This is a genomic window from Candidatus Brocadia sp., from assembly GCA_021646415.1.
Taxonomy (GTDB): domain Bacteria; phylum Planctomycetota; class Brocadiia; order Brocadiales; family Brocadiaceae; genus Brocadia.
The window spans coordinates 49,667-75,257 of record SOEU01000002.1; the positions used below are offsets into that span (position 1 = coordinate 49,667).

Consider the following 25,591-nt stretch of genomic DNA (forward strand, 5'->3'; position numbering starts at 1 on the left):
CAGCCATGAGCCGTACTCTTGAGATGCTCAGTCAGGATATTGCCGATGCCGTCACAACTCTTTCGGGCACAAAAACATCAAAGTAAAAGCTGCAGGGAAAAATATTTTTGCTGCTATAAAAATAATTCCTTGCCATTTATTCACCTACAATCTTCTTAAAATCAGCGTCTTCCCTTAACTTTGCAAAATCGGGATTATTCTTTGCTACACTCTTATATCGCGGATTTAACTCGATGGCCTTCTTTAAAGAATCCAGACACCCGGACTTATCGGAGAACAGGGCTTGTGCGCAGGCCTTGTTAAACCACGCCGCATCAAATTTAGGTTCTATTTGCAAAGCCGTATCATAAGACTCGATTGCTTCTTTGTGATTTCCCATTGCATCTAGCAGAAGACCCTTATTATTGAAGGCCACAAAGAAATCCGGTTTATTCTGGATGGCCTTATTATACGCACCAAGCGCATCTTGTCTTTTTCCCATTTCCTCGAACACATATCCTTGATAATTCCACGCCTCATGTGCATCGCCACTCAGGGTCGCCGCCTTGTCAAATGCATTCAACGCCTCCGGATATTTTTTTAGTTGCAGAAGGGAAAGTCCTTTGTTTACCCATACAACAAAGTCGTCAGGCTTTATTTTCAATGCCCTGTCAAATATCTTTATGGCCTCTTCGTAATTCTGAAGTTGTACGAGCGCAAGGCCTTTATTGCTGAGGGCTTCGCTTTTAATCTTTGCCTGGCGTGGTATACTTGCAGCTTCCTCATCGGTAACTATCTGGGTCACCTTGTCAAAAGATTTTATCGCCTCCATAAACCTTCCTAACCGCAACAAGGCATTTCCTTTGTTATTCCATACCTGCGGGTAATCGGGCCTCAGCTTTATCGTACTGTCAAAAACTTTGATTGCTTCTTCATATTTTCCCAGTTTAAATAACTCACACCCTTTATTTGCCATAGTTTCATATGAATCAGGCTGGATCTGGAGTGCCTTTTCATAGGCGGCAACGGCCTCCGCATGCTTTCCAAGACGAGATAAAGCCAATCCCTTATTTGTCCAGGCCCCGTAAGAATCGGGTTGTATTTCAATTGTCTTTTCGTATGCCTCAAGGGCTTCCTCATATCGGCCCAAAGCATCCAGGGCAAGCCCTTTCCCGTTCCAGGCTGCATACGAATCGGGTTTCAGTTCAATGGCCTTATTGAAGGCTTTCACCGCCTCCTCATGTTTCCCCAGATCGGCAAGGGTAAATCCCTTATCAGCCCATGATGCATGTTCAGAGGGTTTTATTTCAATTGCCCTGTCATAGGCATCAACGGCCTCTTTATATCTGCGAAGTCTGACAAAACAATTCCCCTTATTAATCCACGCCTCATAATATTTGGGATTAATCGCAATAGCCTTGTCGTACGCCTCTAATGCCTCATTTCTCCTCTCAGGCATCCTTGCCAAGGTCAGTCCTTTGTTATTCCATGCCTCATACGCATCGGGTTTTACCCGGATAATGCGGTCGTAGGTCTTCGCAGCGGCATCGATATCCCCAATATGGTCCAACACATTTCCCTTATTGTATAAGACCTCAAGAGAATCCGGCTTGATCTCTAATGCCTTATCAAATGCCTTAACCGCTTCATCGTATTTCCCCGCATGATCCAGAGCCCGCCCCTTCATATACCACGCTTCATAATAATCCGGCTTGTACTGAATCGCCTTTTCAAACGACTCAACAGACTCAACATATTTGCCCAGGTAATCAAGCACAACTGCCTTATTGTACCAGGCCTCAAAGGCATCGGGTTTTAACTGAATAGCGCTCTCATAGGCACCGAGCGCTTCCTGATACATCTGTTTCCGAACAAGGACGTTTCCTTCATGAAGGGCCTTCTCATAACTTTCCGCAGCGATTACTATTCCTTTCAAGCCAACGAACACAACAAGAACAATAATCGGTATAAACATCCCTCTTTTCACCATGACTACCTCCTTCTTCCGCTTTCGGCGAAATATGGCGAACAAACCGCACGACATCACATGCCGCCTGACCCTCTGTTCGACTCTTTCATCGTTATGATATCGCCATCGTCTAAAATATAAGGAGAAAGGCTTCCCCGTCTCTCTACCAATTTCCCCGTATAGAGTATGGTTTCACCATCCCGAAATTTCAACACCTTATCTTTTTTTGCCATACCGACCTTTAACTCTACATCCCCGCCTTCCTTTTGCATTATCCCTATTCGCAAACCTGCCGCAACATTTACATTTTTATACATAATCTGTCCCATCCAGCTGACATATTTCCCCTTATATTTTTCCCATGCCGTATCCTTTTGTGCATCCGACAAATTACTCCTCTTACCAAAAATCTTGTCCAGATCCTCAAAAGACTCTACGAGGAATATTTTTTTGGGCCCCTGAGAAACAGGCACTGTGTAAGGGTTTTCCATCAATTCATTCGGGTTTACCTGCGCCGGAAGGGTATTCTTAATTTCAAGCACGTCGCCGTTTTCCAGTTTATACGGGAATATTCTCGTCACTCGTGAATCGAGCTTCCCTGTGTAGGTTACGGTGTTTCCATATTTCACGTGAGAAAAATGCTCCTTATGGGCGGAGTTTAACTTTACTTCGACACTGGTATCGCCATGAGTCACACTCATCATCCATCCCGTTATCAGTCCCCATCCAATATAAGTCACTTTTCCATTCCACTTGACCTTTTTACCCGCGCATCGACTCCACAAACTCTCTTTTTGCTCATCGGATAGCTCACTCGCCATTCCAAAAATATTATTAAACTCTTCAAAACCCATGTTAATATACCCATCAGACGTCTCCGCTATAACAACACCAAAATTCGACGCTATAACCCGGTTTCCAGCGCCCGGGGCCGTTGGGATGATCACTGATGGTTCACCTTCAACCTTTTCACCTTTTTTTCCTGCGGCAGGCACATCCTCTTTTACTCCGGCGGTTATTCCCTCGTGAAACAGACGGTCAAATTCCCTTTGATACTTCACCAACACTCTCGTTTCATCGGTAAAAATGGTGTTATAACGATTGAATCTGCCTGCATCTTCATTCCAATAATACGACCCGGTTGCCAGCAGCTTAGAATCAAAGATGGCAAAATTGTTATGCATTCGCCCTTTTTGAATCAACGCCTTAACTGCAAAATCCTTATTTTTGTAAAGGTTTGACAATGGTCCTTTCGTTAAAGCGCGTTTTCTATCGACCACAATCCTGACATGAACTCCCCGTTCCTGCGCCTTAATAAGGGCGTTCAATATATCATTTGAGGTAATATCCAAAACCGCAATATCAATGGTCTCTCTGCACCCTTCGATCGCATGTAAAATTTGCCTCTTAATCTCCTGTGACGTAAAATACACATCTGACGAAAAGGCCCCATTTTGCATAAAGAACAACGAAACCACGATCCCAATTATTAAAGATACAGACATCTTCTTCCAGCCCATAATCCCCCTCTTCACGAAGTTTCCTTGGAACAAATAGATATTTAATTCCTGTTTATTCTATCAATGCCAAAGAGAGAATGCAAGCATTATAGAAGTATTATACAACTTTTGATTTGACAAAAAGTTATATCTCGAATAAAATTCGACAAGGCCGTTAAGGATTTAAACTTTTTTGAAGGAGGTTCATCATGATTCACAAAGGAGAAAAATTTTATCTTCGTCTTCTTTTCGTTTTTAGCTTTTGTGCCGGAATCGGCATGAGTTTGCCAAGCGAAACAACGCTCTATGCAGCAAACAAACAGGCAAATGAATCCGATAAAGATGCATTAGCCACGGCCCAGCATTTCGAGCATGTGTTTGAACAGTTAGTTGAGCAGGTTAAACCTGCCGTTGTATCTATCACGTCTGTAAAGGTTTTTAAACATACCCAGCAAAAAAAGAAGATGCCGGAAGATCGATTTCATCGCCCGGCACCTGGCCCTGGTCCTGATGAAGAATCCGACCCATTCCGGGACTTTAGAGATTTCTTTGGAGACGAGTTTTTTGACCGGTTTTTTAGACCCCGATTCCCCGAAGGTGAATATAAAATACAAGGGCTTGGTTCAGGTGTAATTGTAGACAGTGAAAAAGGTTATATTATAACGAATAACCATGTGGTAGAAGATGCCGACGAACTCAAGATTACCCTGGGAGATAAACGGGAATTTGATGGAAAGGTCGTTGGCACTGACCCTCAGACAGATATTGCGGTAGTAAAAATAGACGGAAAAAATTTACCTTCCGCAAAATTGGGAGACTCTGATACTATTCGGGTTGGACAATGGGCAATTGCCATAGGGAGTCCCTTTGGTTTAACACAAACAGTTTCTGTCGGTATTATTAGCGCCACGGGAAGGGCCAATGTAGGTGTTGCAGCATACGAAGATATGATTCAAACCGATGCAGCCATCAACCCTGGTAACAGCGGCGGGCCCCTCGTTAATATCAAAGGGGAAATTATTGGCATCAATACCGCTATATTTACCCGGAGCGGCGGTTATCAGGGCATCGGATTCGCCATCCCCATAAACATGGTGAAAATTATCATGAAAGACCTTATCGAAAAAGGCAAGGTCACACGCGGCTGGCTCGGGGTGGTCATCCAGGATATCGATCCGGCTTTAGCAAAGTCATTTAACGTTACGGTTACCGAAGGCGTCCTGGTAAGCGACATTCAGGAAAGTTCCCCGGCAAAAGAAGCCGGCTTTGAACGTGGCGATATTGTGATTGAATATGAAGGAAAACCTATCAGGGACGTGAATCATCTTCGTAATACGGTTGCACAAACTGAAGTCGGTAAAAAAGTAAAGGTCAAAGTCCTGAGGGACGGTAAAGAAAAAGAGTTAACCGTTAAAATCGGAGAACAACCAGCAGAACTATTCGCTGCCGCACCTGGTGCGGTACCGACCGGGAAAGACCTTGGAATGACCGTGCAAAATCTCACAAAAGAACTCGCCAAGAGTCTGGGTATCGAAGAAGATAGCGGGGTAATAGTCTCTGAAGTTCAGCCTGGAAGCCCTGCTGCCATGTCAGAGATAAGGGAAGGTGACCTCATTAAAGAGGTTAACAGAAAGAAGGTCGCTAATGTGAGTGAATTCAAAAAGGCATTGACCGAGGGAGATAAGGAAAAGGGTATCCTTCTCCTTGTAAAACGCGGCGAGTTTTCCCGATATGTTATTATCAAGACAAAGGAAAAATAGTTTTTACGGTTCGACCCGTAACGAAATTATTAATTATCTCATAGGGGCGATCGCAAGGATCGCCCCTTTTTTATTCCGATAAAATTTTCACCATACCACAATAAAGCAACCCCGTCCTTTGCACGGGAGCATTCCCGATTTTTTGTGACTTCCGCTGGTTTTGGTGAAATGTTGCAGAGTGTTAACCCTGTCAGGGTTGTGTCGTCCTGACCCCATGAACAGTTACAAAAAATCGGGAATGCTCCCCCTTCACACGTACTATGCCCCTGCCGATATCCTGGTGGGTTGCTCCTTTACCTGTGTTTCCCTGCCATACGGGGATATTTCCCTTAACCTTCTAATAATTGGCGGAAGATGTTCGATTATGAAGTCAACGTCTTCCATTGTGCTATACCGGCTCAAACTTAACCTTACTGAACCATGCACCGCCGTAAAGGGAACGCCCATAGCCCTTAGTACATGCGATGGTTCTAAAGAACCTGAAGTGCAGGCTGAACCTGACGAAGCACAAATTCCTTTTTCATTCAGGAGCAACAAAATAGCCTCCCCCTCCACAAACTCAAAGCTCAAATTGGTGGTATTTGGAAGACGGTGTATTTTATGTCCGTTCACTCTGACATCTGGCGCCTTTTTCAGTATTTCATCCTCCAGCTTATCCCTTAATTGTTTTACCCGGGTCTGTTCTTCACCCATATATTTTTTTGCCAATTCACATGCCCTGCCAAGACCGAGAATCGAAGGAACGTTCTCTGTGCCACCACGGCGGTTCCTTTCCTGATGTCCGCCAACGATAAAAGGCGCAAACGTAATTCCCTTCCGTATAAAGAGGGCCCCCACTCCTTTGGGTGCATGTAATTTATGCCCTGAGAGGGTTAATAAATCTATCGTGCTTTTCGAAAGATTTAGTGGTATCTTGCCTACAGCTTGCACAGCATCGGTATGGAATATAGAACCCTTCTCCTTCACAATATGGCCAATCTCCTCAATGGGGAAAATCACACCGGTCTCATTGTTTGCATACATAATTGACACAATTGCCGTATCCTCCCTTACAGCATCGGCCAATTCATTCAAGTCAAGCATCCCATTGCTATCCACACCCAGCTCCGTCACGTGATAACCACTTTGTGCTAAATATTTACATAAATTATAGACTGCAGGATGCTCTACCCTTGAGGTCACAATGTGCCTCTTGTGAGGATTTGCCCTGAGTATACCCCAAATCGCAGCATTATTACTTTCCGTACCACAGCTTGTAAAAAGAATTTCTGCGGGGTCAGCGCCAAGAATGTCTGCCACCTGCTGTCTGGCATTATCAATCTTTTTCGCTACCTGGCCACCAAAGGTATGCATACTTGAAGGATTCCCGTAGTATTCAGTAAAATACGGCAGCATAACTTCTACAACTTCAGGCGCAACCTTTGTTGTTGCGTTATTATCCGCATATACAACTCTCATGAAGCCACCTCCTCGACGATAAGCGTATCCGTCACAAATTCCCTCAGTTTCGCCTCTACCGTGGATTTCAAAGTAACCTTTGAGCTGGGACACTCCACACAACTCCCCCGAAATGAGACCATAACCCGGTCGCCATCTATGTCAATCAGTTCAATATCACCCCCATCTGACTGAAGGGATGGCCGAATATCTCTTTCCAGGGTCTCCTGTATCAACTTCATTTTTTGAATGTTCGTCAACTTCTTGGTCGGTTTCCTAACCTTTTCTATCATCGCTTTCTCTTTTTCTTTTTGCCATACCTCGTCTATAATGGCCTGAATCTGGGGATGACATGAACGGCATCCACCACCTGCCTTACAGAAATTTGTCACCTGTTCAATAGTAGTTAATTTATGCTCTCTCACCTCATGTGCGATCTTATTGTCCGTTACACCAAAACACTTGCAAACGATCGTTCCCTCGTCAACGGGTTTCTCTATTTTTTGCCCACGGTAATTTGCGATAGCGGCTTCCAGCGCCTCACGACCCATCACAGAACAATGCATCTTCTGTTCCGGCAATCCATCAAGGTACTCCGCAATATCATTATCAGTAATCTTACCCGCCTCATCCAACGTCTTCCCTTTAATCATCTCCGTCAATGCGCTCGCAGAAGCAATGGCACTTCCACACCCAAACGTCTTGAATTTTACATCCACAATGCGGCCTGATTTATCCAGTTTTAGCATTAATTTTAAAGCATCTCCGCAGGCCAAACTCCCCACTTCGCCTACTGCGTCCGGATTTTCAATTTCACCCACATTCCTTGGATGAAAGAAATGGTCTTTCACTTTTTCAGAATAATCCCACACCCTTATCCCTTTCCTAAATAAATGTTTAGGATTTCAATGCCTCAATTCGTCCAGAATCTCAACGAAACTATCCCACGCATTACGTATAATATAGTCAGTATATTAACTTATAATACAATATATTCTTTTATCTCCGGAATGTCAAGATTACGTACGTATCAACCTGCCCCGAACGAGTTGGAAAGGCAAAATCCGAAGCACGAAATTTATGAGTCAAACCCTGTCAGGGTTGAAAACCCTGACAGGGTTAATGTCACGTATGCTTTCAAACTGCCGATATAGTGGCAAGACGCTCCTTGCCACTACAGTAGTAGCTGAAATAAAATGAAAATTCCTAACGAAGGATTTTTCTTAAAAACCTCCCTGTATATGACCGTTCACCTTTTGCGATCTGTTCGGGAGTACCTGTTGCAACGACCTCGCCACCGTTTACGCCACCTTCCGGGCCTAAGTCTATTACATAATCTGCCGTTTTGATGACCTCCAGGTTGTGTTCTATAACCAGCACCGTATTGCCCAGATCGACCAATCTGTGTAACATTTTTAACAACTGCTGTATGTCTGCAAAATGCAGGCCTGTAGTAGGTTCATCCAGAATATACAGCGTCTTTCCGGTGGCCTGTCTGGAGAGTTCTGCGGCAAGTTTTATCCTTTGCGATTCTCCGCCGGACAGGGTGGTGCTTGACTGCCCCAATTTAATATATCCCAGTCCGACATCATTGAGTGTATTTAAAATACGCTCAAGCTTCGGAATATTTTTGAACAACTGATGAGCCTCTTCGATGCGCATGTCAAGCACATCCGAGATGCTTTTCTCCTTATAGGTAACTTCCAGCGTCACTTTGTTATACCTTTTTCCCTTGCATTCTTCACAAACAACGTACATATCAGGCAAAAAATGCATTTCTACTTTTTTGGTACCTTGTCCCTTGCAGGCCTCACACCGTCCACCGCTGATATTGAAACTGTATCTTCCCGCCGTATAACCCCGAACCTTTGCCTCCTGCGTCTGTGCAAAGAGAGAACGGATCAGATCAAACGCCTTGGTGTATGTTGCAGGATTCGAACGGGGGGTACGTCCAATGGGTGATTGATCGATTTCTATAACTTTATCGATGTATTCCGTGCCAAGGATTTTCGTATGTTCCCCCGGCGTCTCATAGCTGCCATAAAATAACTTCGCAAGGGCACGATGCAGGATATCATTCACGAGGGTGCTTTTCCCGGAGCCGGAGACACCGGTGACACAACAAAAGGTTTTTAAAGGAATTTTTACATTGATAGATTTCAGGTTATGGGCACGGGCGCCCTGTATTTCAAGAGAGTTCTTCAGATGAATATCCCTTCTCCTGGTGGGAAGTTCGATTTTCAGGATTTGGTTGAGGTATTGCCCGGTTAATGAATCGGGGCTATCGGTAATTTCTTTCAACGTTCCATGGGTTACAATACTGCCTCCACGTTCACCGGCCCCGGGGCCGAGATCGATGATATAATCCGCATTACGAATGGTATGTTCATCATGTTCCACGAGGATGACCGTATTTCCGTTGTCACGAAGTGTCTTTAAAGTCCGCAGAAGCCGTTCGTTATCCCTTGGGTGAAGCCCTATGGTGGGTTCGTCCAGCACATAACAAACCCCGACAAGACCGGAACCGACCTGTGTAGCAAGCCGGGTTCTCTGCGCCTCACCGCCAGAAAGGGAGTCGCTGCCGCGTCCCAAAGTTATATAGTGTAGTCCGACATCTATCATAAAACGCAGCCTGTTTTGAATTTCCTTCAGGATTTGTTTGGAAATGACCGCCTGTTGCCCCGCCAATTTCAGCGTTGTAAAAAATCCGAGGGTCTCTTCTATGGTCAGATCCATGATCTCATGAATTGATTTATAATTGATTTTTACCGAAAGGGAATCCGGTCGCAGCCTGGCCCCCTTGCAAACAGTACAGGCCCTGTAACTCATGTATCCGGAAAGGCGCTTCAGGATGCGTTCACTGGCCGTTTTTTCGTAGATGCGTTTGAGGTTGGGAATCACACCTTCAAAATCCTTTGTGCCAAAGAGCAGGGCATCCGCGGTCTCTTTCGGTAATTTTATAAAAGGTGTACTCAGGGAGACGGAAAAGGTTTTTGAAAACACCTTGACCTGATTGTCATAATGAGTTTGGGTTAATGATCCCCAGCCTCGCCAGGCATCGATGGCTCCCTCTCTGATGCTAATGTGTTTGTCAGGAACAATCAGGTCCGGATCAAAATCCAGGGTATTTCCCAGGCCATTACAACCAGGACATGCGCCATAAGGGCTGTTAAATGAAAACATGCGTGGCGTCAATTCTTCATAACCACTCCCGCATTCCGGGCAGGCATATCGTTCACTAAGGATATGGTCCGTCCAGCCCTTTTCGTGTTCCTGGCTTACCAGCATGACGCCTTCCCCTAATTTGAGACAGGTTTCAAGGGAATTGTACAGGCGCGTTTGAATATCCTCTTTTATAACCAGACGATCCACGATCACATCGATCTCATGGGTCTTATATCGTGCCAATTTGGGAATGGTTTTGAGGTCCATAATAACGTTGTCAACACGGGCGCGCACAAAGCCCTTTTGCACTATCGACTGGAATATCTCCCGGTGTTCACCCTTTTTCCCCTTAATAAGCGGTGCAAGAAGCATAATCCTGGTTCCCTGCGGGATTCCCGTGATCCTCTGTATCATCTGGTCAATGGTTTGGCGTGAAATGATACATTTGCACCGGTAACAATACGGAGTACCGATCCTTGCATACAACAAACGTAAATAGTCATAGATTTCCGTAACGGTTGCCACGGTAGAACGAGGACTCGGCGGACAGGTGCGCTGTTCAATGGCAATCGTGGGAGGGAGACCCTCGATAAGTTCTACGTCTGGTTTTTGTATCTGATCTAAAAATTGCCGTGCGTACGAGGAAAGACTTTCAATATAGCGGCGTTGTCCTTCTGCATAGACCGTATCAAATGCAAGGGATGATTTTCCTGAACCGCTGATACCCGTAATAACCGTAATCCGGTCGCGTGGAATATTGACATTGATCCCCTTGAGGTTATGTTCCCTGGCGCCGCGAATGGCAATGACATTATTATTCATTATGAAAACCGAGTCCAGCTCTGAACTAATTGTACAAGCAATCGAACCCCAACGCCTGACGCCCCTTTCTGGGTATATGCGCTGTTTTTCTCACACCAGGAAGTGCCTGCAATATCCAGGTGCACCCAGGGATATTTTTCAGTAAACTTGCTTAAAAAACAGGCGGCTGTTATGGCCCCCGCATACGGCCCCCCTACATTTTTTATATCAGCAATATCACTCTTGATTTGTTCCTGATATTCTTCCCAGAGTGGAAGCTCCCAGACCCTTTCCCACGATTTTTCACCGGCAATTTTAACCCTTCTTTTCAACTCCTCGTTGTTTCCCAACATCCCCGTAACGACAGTCCCTAAGGCTACCACACAAGACCCTGTCAGCGTCGCAAGATCAATTACGGCGCCGGGTTTATATTTCTCCGCATACGCCAGGGCGTCCGCCAAAATTAAACGCCCTTCTGCGTCTGTATTTGCGACCTCGGCGGTCTTACCGGAATAAAACTTAATAATATCGCCGGGTTTGATCGCCGAACCACTGGGCATATTTTCGGCGCACGGTATGAGACCAACAACATGCAGCGGGAATTTCATTCCGGATATCGCCTTCATGGCTCCCATCACAGCAGCTCCTCCGGACATATCACTCTTCATGAGATCCATGTCCTTGGCCTGTTTCAGACAAATTCCGCCTGAGTCAAAGGTAATTCCCTTTCCAACAAATACAACCGTATCCTGGTTTTTAGCATGTGCATTGTATTCAAGTATGATAAATTTCGGGGGCTGGGCGCTTCCCTGTGCAACACCCAGTAACCCCCCCATCCCGAGTTTTTTTAGTTCCGGCAGGGATAATATCTTACACCGGATACCAGATTCCCTGCTCAATTTCTTAGCAGTATCAGCCAAAACAACAGGGGTCTTATCCTGAGACGGAGTGTTGATAAGGTCACGGGTAAAACAGACGGCATCCGCAATAATTTGCGCGTACTGAACAGCCTCCCGGGCAGGCCTCAACTCCTCTTTGCCGGATAAAAGAAGCGTAAGCGCCTTGAGTTCCCGCAGCTCTTCGGGTGGAACAGTTTTATATTTTTGGTACCGGTAAAGGGCGAGCAGGGCGCCTTCACTATAAGCCTGATACCATTCACTTAATGGCAAAGGAATATCAATTGGGTCCATCACGCTAGTACCCTCACCGATACCCATGTCACGTATCGTACTGGCAGCAGTACCTCCCGCCTGTCTTATTTTGTCAAGTGTTACGTCCTTTTTCTTTCCCAGGCCCACCAGCATGATGCGTCTTGCCGGAATCTTTCCATACGTAGGCAGGATAATTGTCTTATTCAGTTTGGCAATAAATCCTTTTTCTTTTATTAATTCAGAAACAATATTATCCAATACCTTATTACAACGGGCAAGCGATTCACTCAGGGTTTTGACCTCTTCGTATAAATAAAAAACTATCACCTCTGCGGGTTCTTTTTCAACAGTTCCAATTTTGATGTTAATATCCATAAATATCCTTTTTTAATAAATCAGGCCTTCGGCAATTTTTGACACCACTGTAGTGGCAAGGCGCGCCTTGCCACTACAGTTGGTTTGAATTTCCTTAACATTTAATGGAGAGCGAAGAGTTTCTTCGCTCTCCAACCCTGAAATTTCTATGCATAAATTCAGGTAATACATTGTTCTGATAATAAGGTGTAATGTTAATCATTTAATTTAGCATTAACCTGTCAGGTGTGTCAAACTAATAATTAAGGGGGTTTAAAAATTATTCTGCCTTATTTAATGCATAAGGCAGAAGGCAGAATAGTACGGGGGAGGATACCAAAAGCTTTCTACGGGGTCAAACTGCAAAATCCGGTGAGTAGGGAGATTTACTAAACTTCTTTACATTGAAAGGCTATGATGTACTGTACGTATTCTTCCAGGATCTTTGTTTGTTCATCTGTTGATAACAAACGGTAAGGCACAACGGCATCTCTGGTCCAGAAGCACGTATTTTTGATAATCATGCTGAGGTGGAGTATGCGAGGGAGGTGTTCCACCGGATATTTTTTCAAATCTATTCCATTAACGCCAATAGATTCCAGAAATTTATTATTCATAATTACTCCTTCCTTAGATTCGCCACTATCAATAGCCATTTTCACAATTATGTTTTAACATTCATAATTATCGGCACAAATGATGATTAATTTAATAAAAAGTGCAGGGGTGAAGTATTTGTTGTGAGACGGGACTATACCAAATGTTTCGGTTCAATCGAGGACGATTGAACCAACAAAGTCGCCGAAGGCATTAAATTTATGATAAGGACTTTCAAATACTTTCGAAGGGGTGCTTCATGGGGTTTATCCAGCAGATGAAAAAGATTCTTCACTTCGTTCAGAATGACAAAGAGGGGAAAGAGGAGAAGTTATAAGTCCGATGATACCCGTAATAATTCTTCCAGTGTTGTTTCACCCCTGCGAACTGTTTCAAGTCCATCTTCCCACAAGCTCTTTGTCCCCCTCTTTTGAGCCTCTTTCATGATCTCACTGGAATCTTTATGGGCAAGGACAAGCCGCCGTATGGCATCGTCCACGCATAAAAACTCGGCAATACACTTTCGGCCTTTAAATCCAGCATTATTACACTCATCACAGCCCCTGGGTTTATATAAGTATTCCCCCTCTTTCAATCCTACCGTCTTGCGTATATCCTCTCCGGGCAAATAGGGTTCACGACACTTTCCGCACATCTTTCGCACCAGACGCTGGGCAAGGACGCCAATGATACACGAAGAGATCAGATAGTCCTCCATCCCCATATCCATTAATCTGGTAAATGCGGACGCCGAGTCGTTTGTGTGGAGCGTCGACAAAACAAGGTGCCCGGTTAAGGCAGCCTGTATAGCAATTGACGCTGTTTCCCGGTCTCTGATTTCACCAATAAGAATAATGTCGGGGTCGTGCCGTAAAATGGAACGCAGTCCGGAAGCAAAGGTCAAATCTATCTGAGGATTCACCTGGATTTGATTTACTCCATCCATACTATATTCCACAGGGTCTTCTACGGTTACGATCTTTATCTCCGGTGAAACGAGCTCCTTCAGCACTGCGTACAGCGTGGTCGTTTTTCCGCTTCCCGTGGGCCCTGTTACAAGCAATATACCCTCAGGTTTATTCACCATGCGCCGGAACTTAACTAAAAATTCCTGGCCGAATCCCAGTTTTTCCAAATCGAGCGTAACCGCAGTCCGATCCAGAATCCTCATCACCACACCCTCACCATGGCTCATGGGAATAATCGAGACCCTCAAATCTACCTCCTTGCCTGCCACCTTCATCTTGATCCGGCCATCCTGTGGCAGCCGTTTCTCTGCAATATTCAACTTTGCCATAATCTTGATACGGGAAATAATGCCATTATAAAGCTCACGGGGAGGAGGCAAAAGTTCCCGCAAAACCCCATCCACACGATACCGCAACCGCGCATTCCTCTCAAAAACCTCCAGGTGCACATCGCTTGCCCCTATTTCGATCGCCTTTGTTAACGTACTATTCACCAGGCGTATAACGGGAGCTTCAGACGCCATGTCCCGCAAGTGCTCCACATCTTCCATTACTTCAATACTGGATGTCGCCGTATCTTCCTCTTTAACTTCGCCTTCGTAAATAGTTTCAAGAGAGGCCAGAATATCTTTTTCACAGCCAGCAAAAATCCTTACTTGTTTATTCGTAGCTAAAGCGACAGTCTCCGCCAGCAACGAATCCTGCGGGTCTGCAAGGGCAATGTCCAGCGTCCCATCGTTCAAACTGAGCGGGAGCACGCGGTTCGTCATCAGGAATACCTTAGGCATATTTTCCACCAGTGGATACCGGTCATCCTTTTTCTTTTCCCAGACTGGTATCTGCAGTAATTTACTATAGGCAAGCCGGAGGTCTTCCTCTGAAACAGTCCCCAGATCAATCAGGATACGCCCCAGCTTTTGTCCTGTTTGCCTTTGCACCTCGATGGCACGGTCCAAATCAGCGCGAGTCACCTTGCCAATATCGAGCAACACGTCTCCAATATTGTTAATCGTTGCTTGATTCATAATTCAACGCTTAAGAAATTTACGATTTACGAATTACGATTTGAGATTGAAATAATCGCAAATCTGAAATCGTAAATCTAAAATTTTAATTCAGTCCCTCCCCGAGTTACATCACACACGGAGAGTGAATATTGTTCCATCAGCCCACATATCTAACATCCCCTTACTCCCAACTTATCACATCCTTATCCTCACCGTCTCCTCCGGCATTACCATCCGCGCCGTATGAGACGATGTCGTAATCTCCATGCTCACCCGGATAGAGATAAACATAGTTATTCCCCCACGGGTCTTTGGGGATAATCTTCTTCTTTAAATACGGGCCCTTCCAGTTAACAGCCCCTTGTGGTTCCGCTACTAACGCCTCCAATCCCTGCTCCTGTGTGGGATATTTTGTCGTATCGAGTTTATACATCTCCAGGGCGCTTGAAAACCCTTCTATTTGCTGCTTGGCAACGGTTTGCCGGGATTCACCAACACGACCGATCATCTTGGGGCCTATCAATGCGGCAAGCAACCCAATAATAATCATAACAATTAACAGTTCCAGCAAGGTAAAACCACCTTGCCTCAATAATTTCAACTTTAACCTATTTCCCATTTTCAATTACTCCATATAATTTAATAAAAGGTTACACGGTATTGTGCAATGAAAATTCTATACAAGTTCATTAGTCCCTTAAGAAAGGGGGATAAAGGGGGTTGTGTCTTCTCCACGGATGGAAAATCTTAAAATAAAAACTTAATTACCTGACCCGAACGAGTCGGAAAAAGACAAAAATCGAAGCACGAAATTTGTGAGTCAACCCTGTCAGGGTTTAAAACCCTGACAGGGTTAGTTTTATTCATAATCTTCGTCACCTTCTTCTTCATCATCAAAAAATTCTGTTTCGTCATCATCCTCTTCGTAATCCTCATCATCTTCATCAACGTTTATATACACTCCACCCGCAAGCGCGTTCTTCGCTAATGTATCAGAATTTAACCATTTATCAACATCTTTTTCCATTTCCCCGTCACCCGGTTCTCCTCCATTTCTTTCATACCGAACGACTTGTTCCATCACTTCGCCGATTTTATAATAGGCCAAACCACCCAGGGGCTCTACATGCAATACAGCCGCCATGTTCCCACAGACAAACCCGATTTTTTCTGCCAATGCAGTCCCGTTTGGATAAAACGTAAATGTCTTTATCTGGTCGTCCCTCGCCTCTGTCTTGTCAGTAAACACCTCTATGTTAGCGGGTAATCTGAGTATCGTTTTATCGTCATTCCAGCAAAAACCTCTATGAAGATCCATGGTTACTTTTGCCGCTTGAGCAGTCGACATGGCCTTAATACGTGCCTCCCTGAGAAAGTATACAAGTTCTGACATCGCCTTCCGAAAATTAACCGTGTCAAAAGAACCTGCGTATCTCGGTATGGCCACGCCGGCAATAATACCCATAATCGCCAAAACAACAATTAACTCAATAAGCGTAAAACCTTTATTACTTCGCAATGGAACTGATTTCCTGCAATAAAAGTAACAACTGAAAAATCAATTTATTCGCTCTGCATATGTAAAATGAAATCCTATACAATGAATATATTACATTTTACTACATTTTATGATAGTTTACAATCACTTAAGAAGCAGCCGAAAAAGTAGAAGCATGCCTTGTCTTTATATGCATGGGGGAAGGAATACGAAACTGCTTTATTACTCAGGAATTTCAAAGTTTGTATCATAGCATACCAGACAACTCCCTGAATCGTTCGACCTAGCTCACGACGAAGTCCCCCTTTTCTAAGGGGACCTGAGGAAACCCACCTTAATAAACTAGGGGGTGAAGGGGTTGTTTTTAACCGGCATTTGCAGTGTATCTAAAAAGTCGCTGCCAAAGCCAGTGTAGGGTGCGTCCTACGCACCAAAACAATCCATCGTATGGATGGTGCGTAGGACGCACCCTACACTGGCTGTTCTCGTGGGATAGGCATCCTTGCCTGCCATTATTGCAAAGAGAAATCTTACGATGTTAAAATTCCTCATATTCGTTCGGAATGAAAAGAAAGTCGTTGGGTTTTGTCTTTTAAAACCCAACTCATTTATTTGTTTGTTTGTATTTTCAGCAATGTAAAAAAGAAAGGGGCGCCACGCCTTTTTACATGGCACCCCTTCTTTAGTAAATAAATGGAAACAGTTTAGTTTTTTGAAGGATGCGTTGTGCTTTTTAAGTCCCTATAGGGACATGAGGCAATAGGCAGGCAATTTATTGCCTGTATTTTTATCAAAGAGAAATACAGTCCCGTAGGGACGATTGAGACGATTTTGTATCCATAATCTTCATTCGCCCCTACAGGGCTTATTTTTATCTTTCTCTTAACACAGGCAATAAATTGCCTGCCTATGAGCAATTTGCCCCTCCGGGGCGAAATCAGCACAAGGCTTTGCCTTGATAGTTTTTCAAATAACTAAAGTGTTACAATAAATGAAATTATGTATACAATTAGGCCTTCTGCGACTTATAAATACAAATTTTCCTGACAGGAGTCCACCCCCTTCACCCCCGCCAGCGGGGGACAATTGGTTGTCCCCCTCAGTGAGGGGGATTAAGGGGGAGGAAATTTCTGTTTGAAATTCTCAACCCGAACGCGTTAGAAGTTTAAATGAAAAGTGAATTAGGCCATCGACGGCTTTTAAAACAATAATGGCAAGGCGCGCCTTGCCACTACAATGTGCATAAAAAACACGGGGGCGAACTTATGTTCGCCCCCGTGGAAACTACTCATGTCCCTGCATTCTTCTACAGGGCCACTTCTCTTATTTCCTTCTTACTCTTACGGTCACTGTGTCTCTTAAACCATCCGCCTCAAATCTGACCTTTGCGTTACCGGTCCTTCTTGTGGATGTGATGGTAAATGTTGCCTGACCGTTAGCATCTGTAACAGCGCTCAACGGAGAAACCGATACACGCTTCTTACCCGTCCTCACCTCTGCCGTTACTGTTACACCAGGAACAGGGGTACCATCCTCGCATGTTACCGTTACCGTTTCGTCAGCACTTGTCTCTCTTGTCAGTCTTAATGGTTCCGGTTCAGCATCCAGATTTGCTGGCGCCTCGCAAGGACGAAGAATTAATGCTATTCTTCCATCAGCGGTGCCTCCATCAGTTACAGTGACGGTCTTTGTGCCCGTAACATATCCTGTCGCTTCAACAGTTATCGTTCGATCTCCACAAGCCACATTATTGAATACATAAGCACCATCTTGACCACCAACTGTAGCAGTCGTGGTTGTTTCACCTGTATCGAGAGTTACAGTAGCACCGTTGATTCCAGCACCCGTATCAGAGTCCGTTACTTGGCCCAAAATTCTACCTTCACATGGCGTAGGTGTTGGTGTAACTGTTGGTGTTGGCGTTACCGGAACAATCGCAGTCAAAGAGAAGTTAACAACTTCTTCTTCTCCAGCATCTACGGTAACAACTTGAGGAGCGACTACCTGATAACCTGCTGCCTGCACAACTACCGCATAGGTTCCAGGCACCACACCCGCAAAACTATAGTTACCATTGGCATCCGTTTGGGTGCTGGCAATGATGTTCTGCGGTGACGTGCCGTACGCAACGTTAGCACCTTCTATACCCGCACCTGTTCCTGCATCTGTTACCTGACCAGAAATAGAACCAGTTGTCGGTGTTACTGTTGGTGTCGGTGAAACTGTTGGTGTCGGGGTTGGCACTGCCTCAGTTACTGAAGCCGTATCCGTTACCGTCCTTGACGATCCCGTTGTATTAACTTCATCAATATAGGATATCGTCAAAGTATCACCAACAGCAGCCTGTATCTGACTGAATTCCGTGGTACCACCGCTGGAGACAACCTGAATTGAACCAGAGAAGATACCCGTATCTTCACCCGTCTCAACCATCCTCACCTTCGTGCTATTAACAAGAGATGTACGTATGAATACATCATTCAACAACGTTTGCGCAGAAGTATGAATCGCATTTCTCTCTTGGTCTGTTAAATTTATTATAGCAAACGCATTAATACCGTAACTATCTTCAGTAAACTCCAATGTAGCATCAGAAGCGCTGAAACTAAGCAGCGAGACTGCTGAAGACGACTGAGGACTTGTGTCGGTATAGATAACATTTGCAACTCCATCCTGTACTGTTTTAACTGTACCGCTATTTGCACCTGATCCACCACCGGAGGTCGTCGTTCCGGTTGTGATTGTGGCAAGGAACGTACCGGTATTCACCCCATTTTCAACAAGGTCCATTGTTAAGTCACCACCAATATCGTAATTTGAACCCGTTACTTTTAGGGCGGTAGTCAGCGTGTCAGCTGCAGTCAGGCTCGTATTTCTGTCAACATCTACAACCGTTGCAACAACCGTGTCACCGGACAGGTAAGCAATATCTTTGCTTAAGTTGATTGTGCCCAGCGACGTTACGATGGAGATAGGATCTGTTGCAACATCCGTGCTGTCACAAGATCCATCCGGTGAATCGATGTAGAAAACTCTTACCGAATCACCATTGGAAACTTTTAACAGATCAGAGCTGTTCGATGATGAAGTACCGCTTGAGAGTTGGAATGAACCCTTAAAGGTACCTGAATCGTTGGCAGTTTCTACCAGCGGAAAATCAATAGTATTTCCACCACTGCTCAGATCGACAGAAGTGCTTCTGATTGAACTAAGTGTACTCGCATAAATGATCTTTGCCGTACCACCATTTACGAAGTTCCTTGACACATTACCTGTGGATGATCCGGATGGCAATCCTAAACCATCTTCATTGAAGAATATCTGCCTACCGGTTGCACTATCTGCCTCAAAGGTGGTCTGCTTACTTCCGGTAGATGTGTTAAGGTCCTGATCAACCAGCGTTACAACGACAAATGTATCAGGCCCAGTGCTTCCTACAATGTCTGTAGACAGGGAACCTGAATATGACGTGAATCCCATATCCGATGTGGTAATAGCAAGGGTGGGACCGCCCATATAAACGTTACCTGCTCCGATTGCGTCGTTATAACGGATACGGAAGGTTGCGCCACAAAAACCACCAATACGGAAAAGAGATGTTCCGCTAACAGTTGATGTATCAACCCTCTCTGTCTGCATGTCATTTCCAATTACCTGCACCCATGTATTATCAGGATCGAAGGCTGTAGAATTGGAAAGTTTTGTTACAGATAATGTAGTAACACCCGGGCTACAAACCTCGGAAAATTCCTGCGTCGTACCATCAAATATCCGTACTACAGAACCTGTTCCAATAAAGCTTTGGAGACCAGTCCCAGTTAAATTTCCGTCTTGGAAGACAAGGGTAGAGGTTCCTGTGAAATCGGAGATAAGTGAGGTAACAGACGTCGAAGTGTTTGTAGTTAAGCGAACTCTGGTATCATCGAAACCAATGGTACCAACAAAAGTAGCCGAGTTAGCGCCAGTTTCAACAATAGGAACAGAAACCCACCTTATACCGTCAGGTGAAATTTCTAAAGTGTTATCTAATCCATCGAGTCTTGCTACAAAAGAAGAAGTCGTAGCGGACGTCAGGAAGCTGTCAGCGGTTGAAGAAGTACCTCGTACCAGAGGTATAGTACTTACCGATTCAGTCCCTAAGCTAAATGTTGTAGCTCCTAAAGAATTGGCACCACTACCGCTTACATTAGAAGTCAAACCTTGTGGCACCATCCACACGAGGCTATTATCCGTGTTGGATATTCTAATTGCTGTTTTGGTGCCAACGGCAAAACCGTCCGGATGGGACAACCCTACGTTGTGATTATTACCGGATGAAGAGTACGCAGCTACCGTCAGACGATCGCCCCTCCTGTTTGTGGTAGTACCACCCCACTGACTGCTGCCAGAAGCAATGCTTTCCTTTGTCGAGGAACTTGTATTGAGGTTGCCGTCAACTACAGTAACAGTTACCAAATCGTTAATATCAGGGGCAGCATTATCTTGTGCCAGGGTACCTGTTACACCGGAAACACCATATACCAATGTTCCGGTAACAGTACCAGATACACCACCACCATTCAACTCATCCAGATAGGATACCTTTAGGGTATCACCACTTCGGGGGCCTGCTAACTGGAAGCTGTCAAGAGAAACAGTTGTGGAACCATTATTACCTGTTTCATATGTGCTGCCAGTTCCTAAAGGGTTGATCGTCGATGAGGTCGTTATTGTCCCGATACTAACAAGACAATAGTTAGAACCCTCAACTAATTTAATAAGTCCCGATGAACTTGATGCTAGATTGCTTGAAGACGCCGGATCACCAAAAGCGCTAGAAAGGGTATTAGTCGATCCTGTTCTAGTACCATATGCAACAACCCTAGTCGTTGTAATTCCAGACGTTACCCCAGCAATACCAAAAGTATCCGTTCCCTTTGAAGAAAAATTGCTTCCTGTAGTAAACCCAAGCACGGTTACTGGACTATTGCCAGTGGTAGTACCTGCAGTGCTCGCCTCGTACAGCCCGATTCTACCACTCGCTGCATTTGTTTCAATTATTTTAAATGTGCAAAATGCAACGCCAGTTGTTGATGAACCCAGTGTTATATCACTTCCACTATAAACACTAGAGCCAACGGTTACATTACCATTAACCGCTGCAGTGGATGAACCAAACACCTTACCACTGGCGACAAACTCACCGGTGTTATTTCCGGTCTCAACAAGCATAATGTTCCTTGCAACAACGGATGTGCCGCTCAGCGATAACGTTGAACCTGTCGTCTGATCAATGGCCTCAATCTGTACCCTTGACGAACCCGTTCCTGGAGGACCTGACAATAAAGCTGAATTATCAGCAAATCCAATTACATCCCTTGCGACAGGATTCAGGTTTTCGTCTGGATCAGTAATGCTGATGATAAGGTTCGGGCTAGAAAGAGAATCTGTCGTAACTGCAGTAACTGAACTTGGCGAGAAGGTAAAAGACCCACTGTTGGTCTTGACAACCGATGTGTCCAGGGTGGTTCCTCCGTAAAGCAACTCCAATGTTGTACCAGTTTCTACGGTAAGATTACCACTTGTTCCGTCCCTTGCGTCGCCTCCGGTATTGGCAGTAAGCTCCTTTAAATTAAGTCCGGTTACACTTGTACCTAAACCCGGGTAGTTGTGACTGCCGGAATTAAAGTCTTCCACATATCCCGAAGTCGTTCCGACTGGATAAATTGTGGGCTGTGTTGACCCGGTTGTGGTAAATACTGTTGTTGTACCTCCTGTTTCTTTTAACACAAAAGAAGCAGAATTTGAGTTGGCTTTTATTGTAACCGTTATTGTATCCTGACTGCTACTTACGTTTCCTGAAGAGTCGGTTACAGAAATCCATGCGCGATCAAAATCATTCGTATCACTAAGGGACGGTAAATAATTATCCCTGTCGAAGCTACCTGTTGCCGCCATTGAGTTTGAAGCAACGCTCAGGGCAAAGGCAAATACCAGCAGAAATATGCTGGCCATACTAAACCAACTTTTCTTTTTGCTACCTAATATTTTCGGTCTTTTCATATCTGTCACATCTCCTTTTTCTATTAAGACCATCAAGACCTAAGCCAGAAACACGTCAAAATCTTTGTAAAATCTTTTCTATTCTTTAAATATCAAAAATAATACAACAAATACCTTAAAATCTCCCAATCAACTTCGACCCCTATTCACCTCTCTATCACCTCCTTTTCATGGAAAATGACAGAACAAGAGATGGGAAAAACCAAGCGTTGATTTACTGCAAAGGCCGCTATTTACTACAAGAAGGATTGGTGCGTGGGACGCACCCTACCCTGACGGTAGCTGCTTCTGCAGGAGAATCAAGATTTGTTTTCCCTATAAATACCTCCTTTCTTTAAATAATGCCCTATGATATTTAAATTAAAACTCTTGTTAATAAATGGCATTGGCTATAGTTGGTCACGGAAATATATCATGCAGAGATATCACAGTCAACAAAAAAATTAAAAATTTCCACTCTAACGGGTTAAGTGAAATTTCATTAACAATGGTCTTTCATAAATATTAATGGTTTGACTTGTCTATTTGTTCTTGATATCATTCTCCAAAGTTTTTGAAAATCGTATATAAAATATTTTATGAACAACATTGTATAATTTTGTACAATGCTAGACGCCTTAGTACAAAAAGCAACCGTCTCTGAAATTGAAAGGAACTTTATATTAAGGGGGATATTATCTGTAATAAAAAAGGTTGTTACTGCACAACAGTTTGACATATGGTTTTCCTGTCTCAGGGTATTTTCTATTACAGACAATAGTATTACCTTTGTTGCTCCGAACAATTTTATCAGGGATTGGCTTCATGGTAATTACAGCGACCTTTTTTCAAGCGCCGTTTACAAGGTATTAAATTCTTCACGGGAAGTAATTATTTCCACAGAAGATGAAGTTTTTGAGCAGCCGCCGGTTCTTTCCTTTTCTGCGGATGGTTCTGCACCTGTTACCACAGGCATATCTGATGATTGTTACTCGATACCATTAAATAAGTATTACAGTTTTGAGAATTTTGTTGTTGGACCATGTAACAGGCTGGCACATGCTGCAGCAGTTGCAGTTTCAGAGTCTCCCGGACATGCGTATAACCCCTTGTTTATTCATGGCGCTTCGGGTTTGGGAAAGACGCATCTTCTTCATGCCATAAACAACTTGCTGACTTCCAAATATGCTATGAAAACGCTCTTTCTGTCCTGCGAACGATTTGTAAACCATTATATCTCCACCATACGATCAAATAGCTGGGATTCGTTCAGGGAGTTATACAGAAACGCCGATGCACTCCTTATAGATGATATACAGCTCTTTGAGAATTCTCAAGGAAGCAGAGAAGAATTTTTTCATACTTTTAATACCCTTTATAATGCAAAGAAACAAATTGTTATCACCAGTGATTGCCCCCCGGAATCTATAGATACCCTGGAAGATCGACTTGTCTCTCGTTTTAAATGGGGGCTCCTCTGTGGCATAGATAGTGCGACCATAGAAACCCGCATTGCAATTGTCGAAAGAAAGGCATCGCTATGGGGTATTAATTTATCCCACGAGGTTGCATCATATCTGGCAGAAAATCTCCCCGGCAATATCAGAGAACTCGAGGGGGCCATTGCGCGGTTAAACAGGGAGGAAAAGATAACGAAAAACAGTATTACTCTGGACCTTGCCAAAAAGGTGATTCAGTATCTTTCGGGAAATAAAAAGACGATTAGCATTGAGGCTATCATTGAGGCGGTTTCCAAAAGGTTCCATGTAACCGTATCGCAACTTCAATCAAAACGAAGAACGAGAAGCCTGGCGTTACCAAGACAGATAGTAATGTATCTTTCAAGAAAGCTGACGAATATGTCACTTGTGGAAGTCGGAGGTTATATTGGCGGAAGGGACCATTCAACCGTGATTCATGCTGATGAAAAGATAAAACAAATGTTGAAGAAAGATAAAAATCTCCTTTTTGTTTTACAGAAGTTGGAAAATGAATTACAGAGGTGAGGTTTATATGAGGTTTATAGTATGTAGAAAGTGTGCAACAATTTATTGAGATCCGGGGCCGGGGATTGGGTATTGATGGAACCTGACTCCCTAACAAAGGATACTTGTACACCAGGTTTTCTACAGGTTTTCTACAGGTTCTTAAGTAATTTATCTTATTGTTTTACAAGTGTTTATGGTACTTAGCTAAGTTTTATTCATCGTATAATAGTTCTACGATGTTTATTTTATAAAAATATATATAAAGATATAGGAACAGAAGATGAATATAATTTTTTCAGGAAAAGATTTATACAACAGTTTTAATTTGGTGACTGGCATAGTGCCATCTTCGACGATAAAGAATGTACTGAGGGGAGTTAAAGTTGAGGTTGGGAATACTTGTATAAAGCTAACGGCAACTGACCTGGAGGTTTTGGTTAAATGTTTTGTGCCGGCAAAGGAATGTGTTGGGGATGGTAGTATTGTTTTACCAGCGATTCGCGTTAATAATATTCTGAGGGAATGGGCAAAACATGATGAAGTAATAATGTCTGTAGAGGATAGCAGTTGTATGTTAAAGTCCAGGGGTGGGCATTTTAAGATTGCAGGGGAAGATTCCGTTCAGTTTCCGGATGTAACTGTGACTGAGACAAATGAGTTTGTTGAAGTAGACGGAGCGATTATTGGTGATATGATAGGGAAAGTGGTTCATTCGGTATCGACTGTGAAAACAAGGAGCGTGTTAAGCGGTGTCTTTGTGAGGATTTTTGGGGATGATATTATTATGGTGGCGGCGGACGGAAATAGAATGTCCTGTATAAAGCGTAAAGTACATAATCCGGCTGGTGTAGTGATGGATGGTGTAGTTTCAGTAAAGTGCCTGTTGTTCATGCAAAGGTTTGTGTCCGAATGTAAGGGTGTTCTAAAAGTTGGAATGGGTGAGTCACGAATATGCTTTATTGGTGAAAGAGGTGGGGTTGTATCACAACTCATAGAAGGTCAGTATCCGAAATATGAAGATATTATACCAGAGAAAAATGAGAGGGTGGTGGAGGTAAATAAAGATGACTTGTTGTCTGGGGTGAGAATGGCCTCTTTTATGACGAGCGAGGGATGCCGGGTTGTGAAATTTACCATAACCAGTGGAAAGCTAACACTTACTTCGAGGGCTGCGGATGTTGGGGAGGCCGAGTTGGAGATTGCTGCCAGTTATGAAGGTCCTGATTTTGTGATACATTTCAATCCAGATTACGTCACGGATGTACTGAAGGTTTCCGATGGTGGTACAATTGTTATGATGTTTAACGACGGTGAAGGGGCTGCTGTATTTAAAACAGGTTACGAACAGATGGATGTTATTATGCCTATTGAGCCGAAATGACCACTGCAAAATAGAA

The 25,591-nt window shown here is 44.0% G+C and carries 15 protein-coding genes; 3 read left to right on the forward strand and 12 right to left on the reverse strand.

Annotation, left to right across the window (positions count from 1 at the left end):
- Positions 1-136: 136 nt before the first annotated feature.
- Together E3K36_01995 and E3K36_02000 are read right to left on the reverse strand one after the other, a co-directional pair.
- Positions 137-2,023, reverse strand: a complete 1,887-nt coding sequence (locus E3K36_01995) for a tetratricopeptide repeat protein (GenBank protein MCF6154025.1) — start codon at positions 2,021-2,023, stop codon at positions 137-139.
- On the reverse strand, positions 2,023-3,483 hold the full coding sequence (locus tag E3K36_02000; protein MCF6154026.1) for a hypothetical protein: 1,461 nt from the start codon (positions 3,481-3,483) through the stop codon (positions 2,023-2,025). The genes E3K36_01995 and E3K36_02000 overlap by 1 nt, the downstream gene beginning before the upstream one ends.
- 173 nt (positions 3,484-3,656) lie before the next feature.
- Here E3K36_02000 and E3K36_02005 point away from each other — a divergent pair, with 173 nt between their 5' ends.
- Positions 3,657-5,207, forward strand: a complete 1,551-nt coding sequence (locus tag E3K36_02005) for a DegQ family serine endoprotease (protein ID MCF6154027.1) — start codon at positions 3,657-3,659, stop codon at positions 5,205-5,207.
- Positions 5,208-5,465: 258 nt separating this feature from the next.
- Here the strand turns inward: E3K36_02005 and nifS are convergent, their stop codons facing one another.
- From nifS to E3K36_02055, 10 genes are all read right to left on the reverse strand, one after another.
- Positions 5,466-6,665 (reverse strand): cysteine desulfurase NifS, encoded by a 1,200-nt coding sequence (nifS, locus tag E3K36_02010; GenBank protein ID MCF6154028.1) that lies wholly within the window; start codon positions 6,663-6,665, stop codon positions 5,466-5,468.
- Positions 6,662-7,516, reverse strand: coding sequence for a Fe-S cluster assembly protein NifU (nifU, locus tag E3K36_02015; GenBank protein MCF6154029.1), 855 nt, complete (start codon positions 7,514-7,516; stop codon positions 6,662-6,664). Before nifU ends, nifS begins: the two co-directional genes overlap by 4 nt.
- A 334-nt stretch (positions 7,517-7,850) precedes the next feature.
- Entirely contained in the window at positions 7,851-10,631 is a 2,781-nt protein-coding gene (gene uvrA / locus E3K36_02020) for an excinuclease ABC subunit UvrA (GenBank protein MCF6154030.1), read from the reverse strand.
- On the reverse strand, positions 10,631-12,136 hold the full coding sequence (locus E3K36_02025) for a leucyl aminopeptidase (GenBank protein MCF6154031.1): 1,506 nt from the start codon (positions 12,134-12,136) through the stop codon (positions 10,631-10,633). Before E3K36_02025 ends, uvrA begins: the two co-directional genes overlap by 1 nt.
- A 368-nt stretch (positions 12,137-12,504) precedes the next feature.
- Positions 12,505-12,732, reverse strand: a complete 228-nt coding sequence (locus E3K36_02030; GenBank protein ID MCF6154032.1) for a hypothetical protein — start codon at positions 12,730-12,732, stop codon at positions 12,505-12,507.
- Between the two features lie 311 nt (positions 12,733-13,043).
- Positions 13,044-14,705: a type II secretion system protein GspE gene (gspE, locus tag E3K36_02035; protein MCF6154033.1), complete on the reverse strand. Its 1,662-nt coding sequence runs from the start codon at positions 14,703-14,705 to the stop codon at positions 13,044-13,046.
- A 163-nt stretch (positions 14,706-14,868) separates the two neighbouring features.
- A complete protein-coding gene (gspG, locus tag E3K36_02040; GenBank protein MCF6154034.1) occupies positions 14,869-15,306 on the reverse strand; it encodes a type II secretion system protein GspG in 438 nt (145 codons plus the stop codon).
- A gap of 240 nt (positions 15,307-15,546) precedes the next feature.
- Positions 15,547-16,206 (reverse strand): type II secretion system protein, encoded by a 660-nt coding sequence (locus tag E3K36_02045; protein MCF6154035.1) that lies wholly within the window; start codon positions 16,204-16,206, stop codon positions 15,547-15,549.
- A 683-nt stretch (positions 16,207-16,889) separates the two neighbouring features.
- A complete protein-coding gene (locus tag E3K36_02050; protein ID MCF6154036.1) occupies positions 16,890-17,102 on the reverse strand; it encodes a hypothetical protein in 213 nt (70 codons plus the stop codon).
- 406 nt (positions 17,103-17,508) lie between these two features.
- Positions 17,509-22,263 (reverse strand): hypothetical protein, encoded by a 4,755-nt coding sequence (locus E3K36_02055; protein ID MCF6154037.1) that lies wholly within the window; start codon positions 22,261-22,263, stop codon positions 17,509-17,511.
- A gap of 569 nt (positions 22,264-22,832) precedes the next feature.
- On the opposite strand from E3K36_02055, the gene dnaA reads away from it, so the two are divergent.
- Both dnaA and dnaN read left to right on the forward strand, forming a co-directional pair.
- On the forward strand, positions 22,833-24,212 hold the full coding sequence (gene dnaA, locus E3K36_02060; GenBank protein MCF6154038.1) for a chromosomal replication initiator protein DnaA: 1,380 nt from the start codon (positions 22,833-22,835) through the stop codon (positions 24,210-24,212).
- A 262-nt stretch (positions 24,213-24,474) separates the two neighbouring features.
- Complete coding sequence (gene dnaN, locus E3K36_02065; GenBank protein ID MCF6154039.1) at positions 24,475-25,575, forward strand: DNA polymerase III subunit beta; 1,101 nt, start codon at positions 24,475-24,477, stop codon at positions 25,573-25,575.
- Positions 25,576-25,591: the final 16 nt, after the last annotated feature.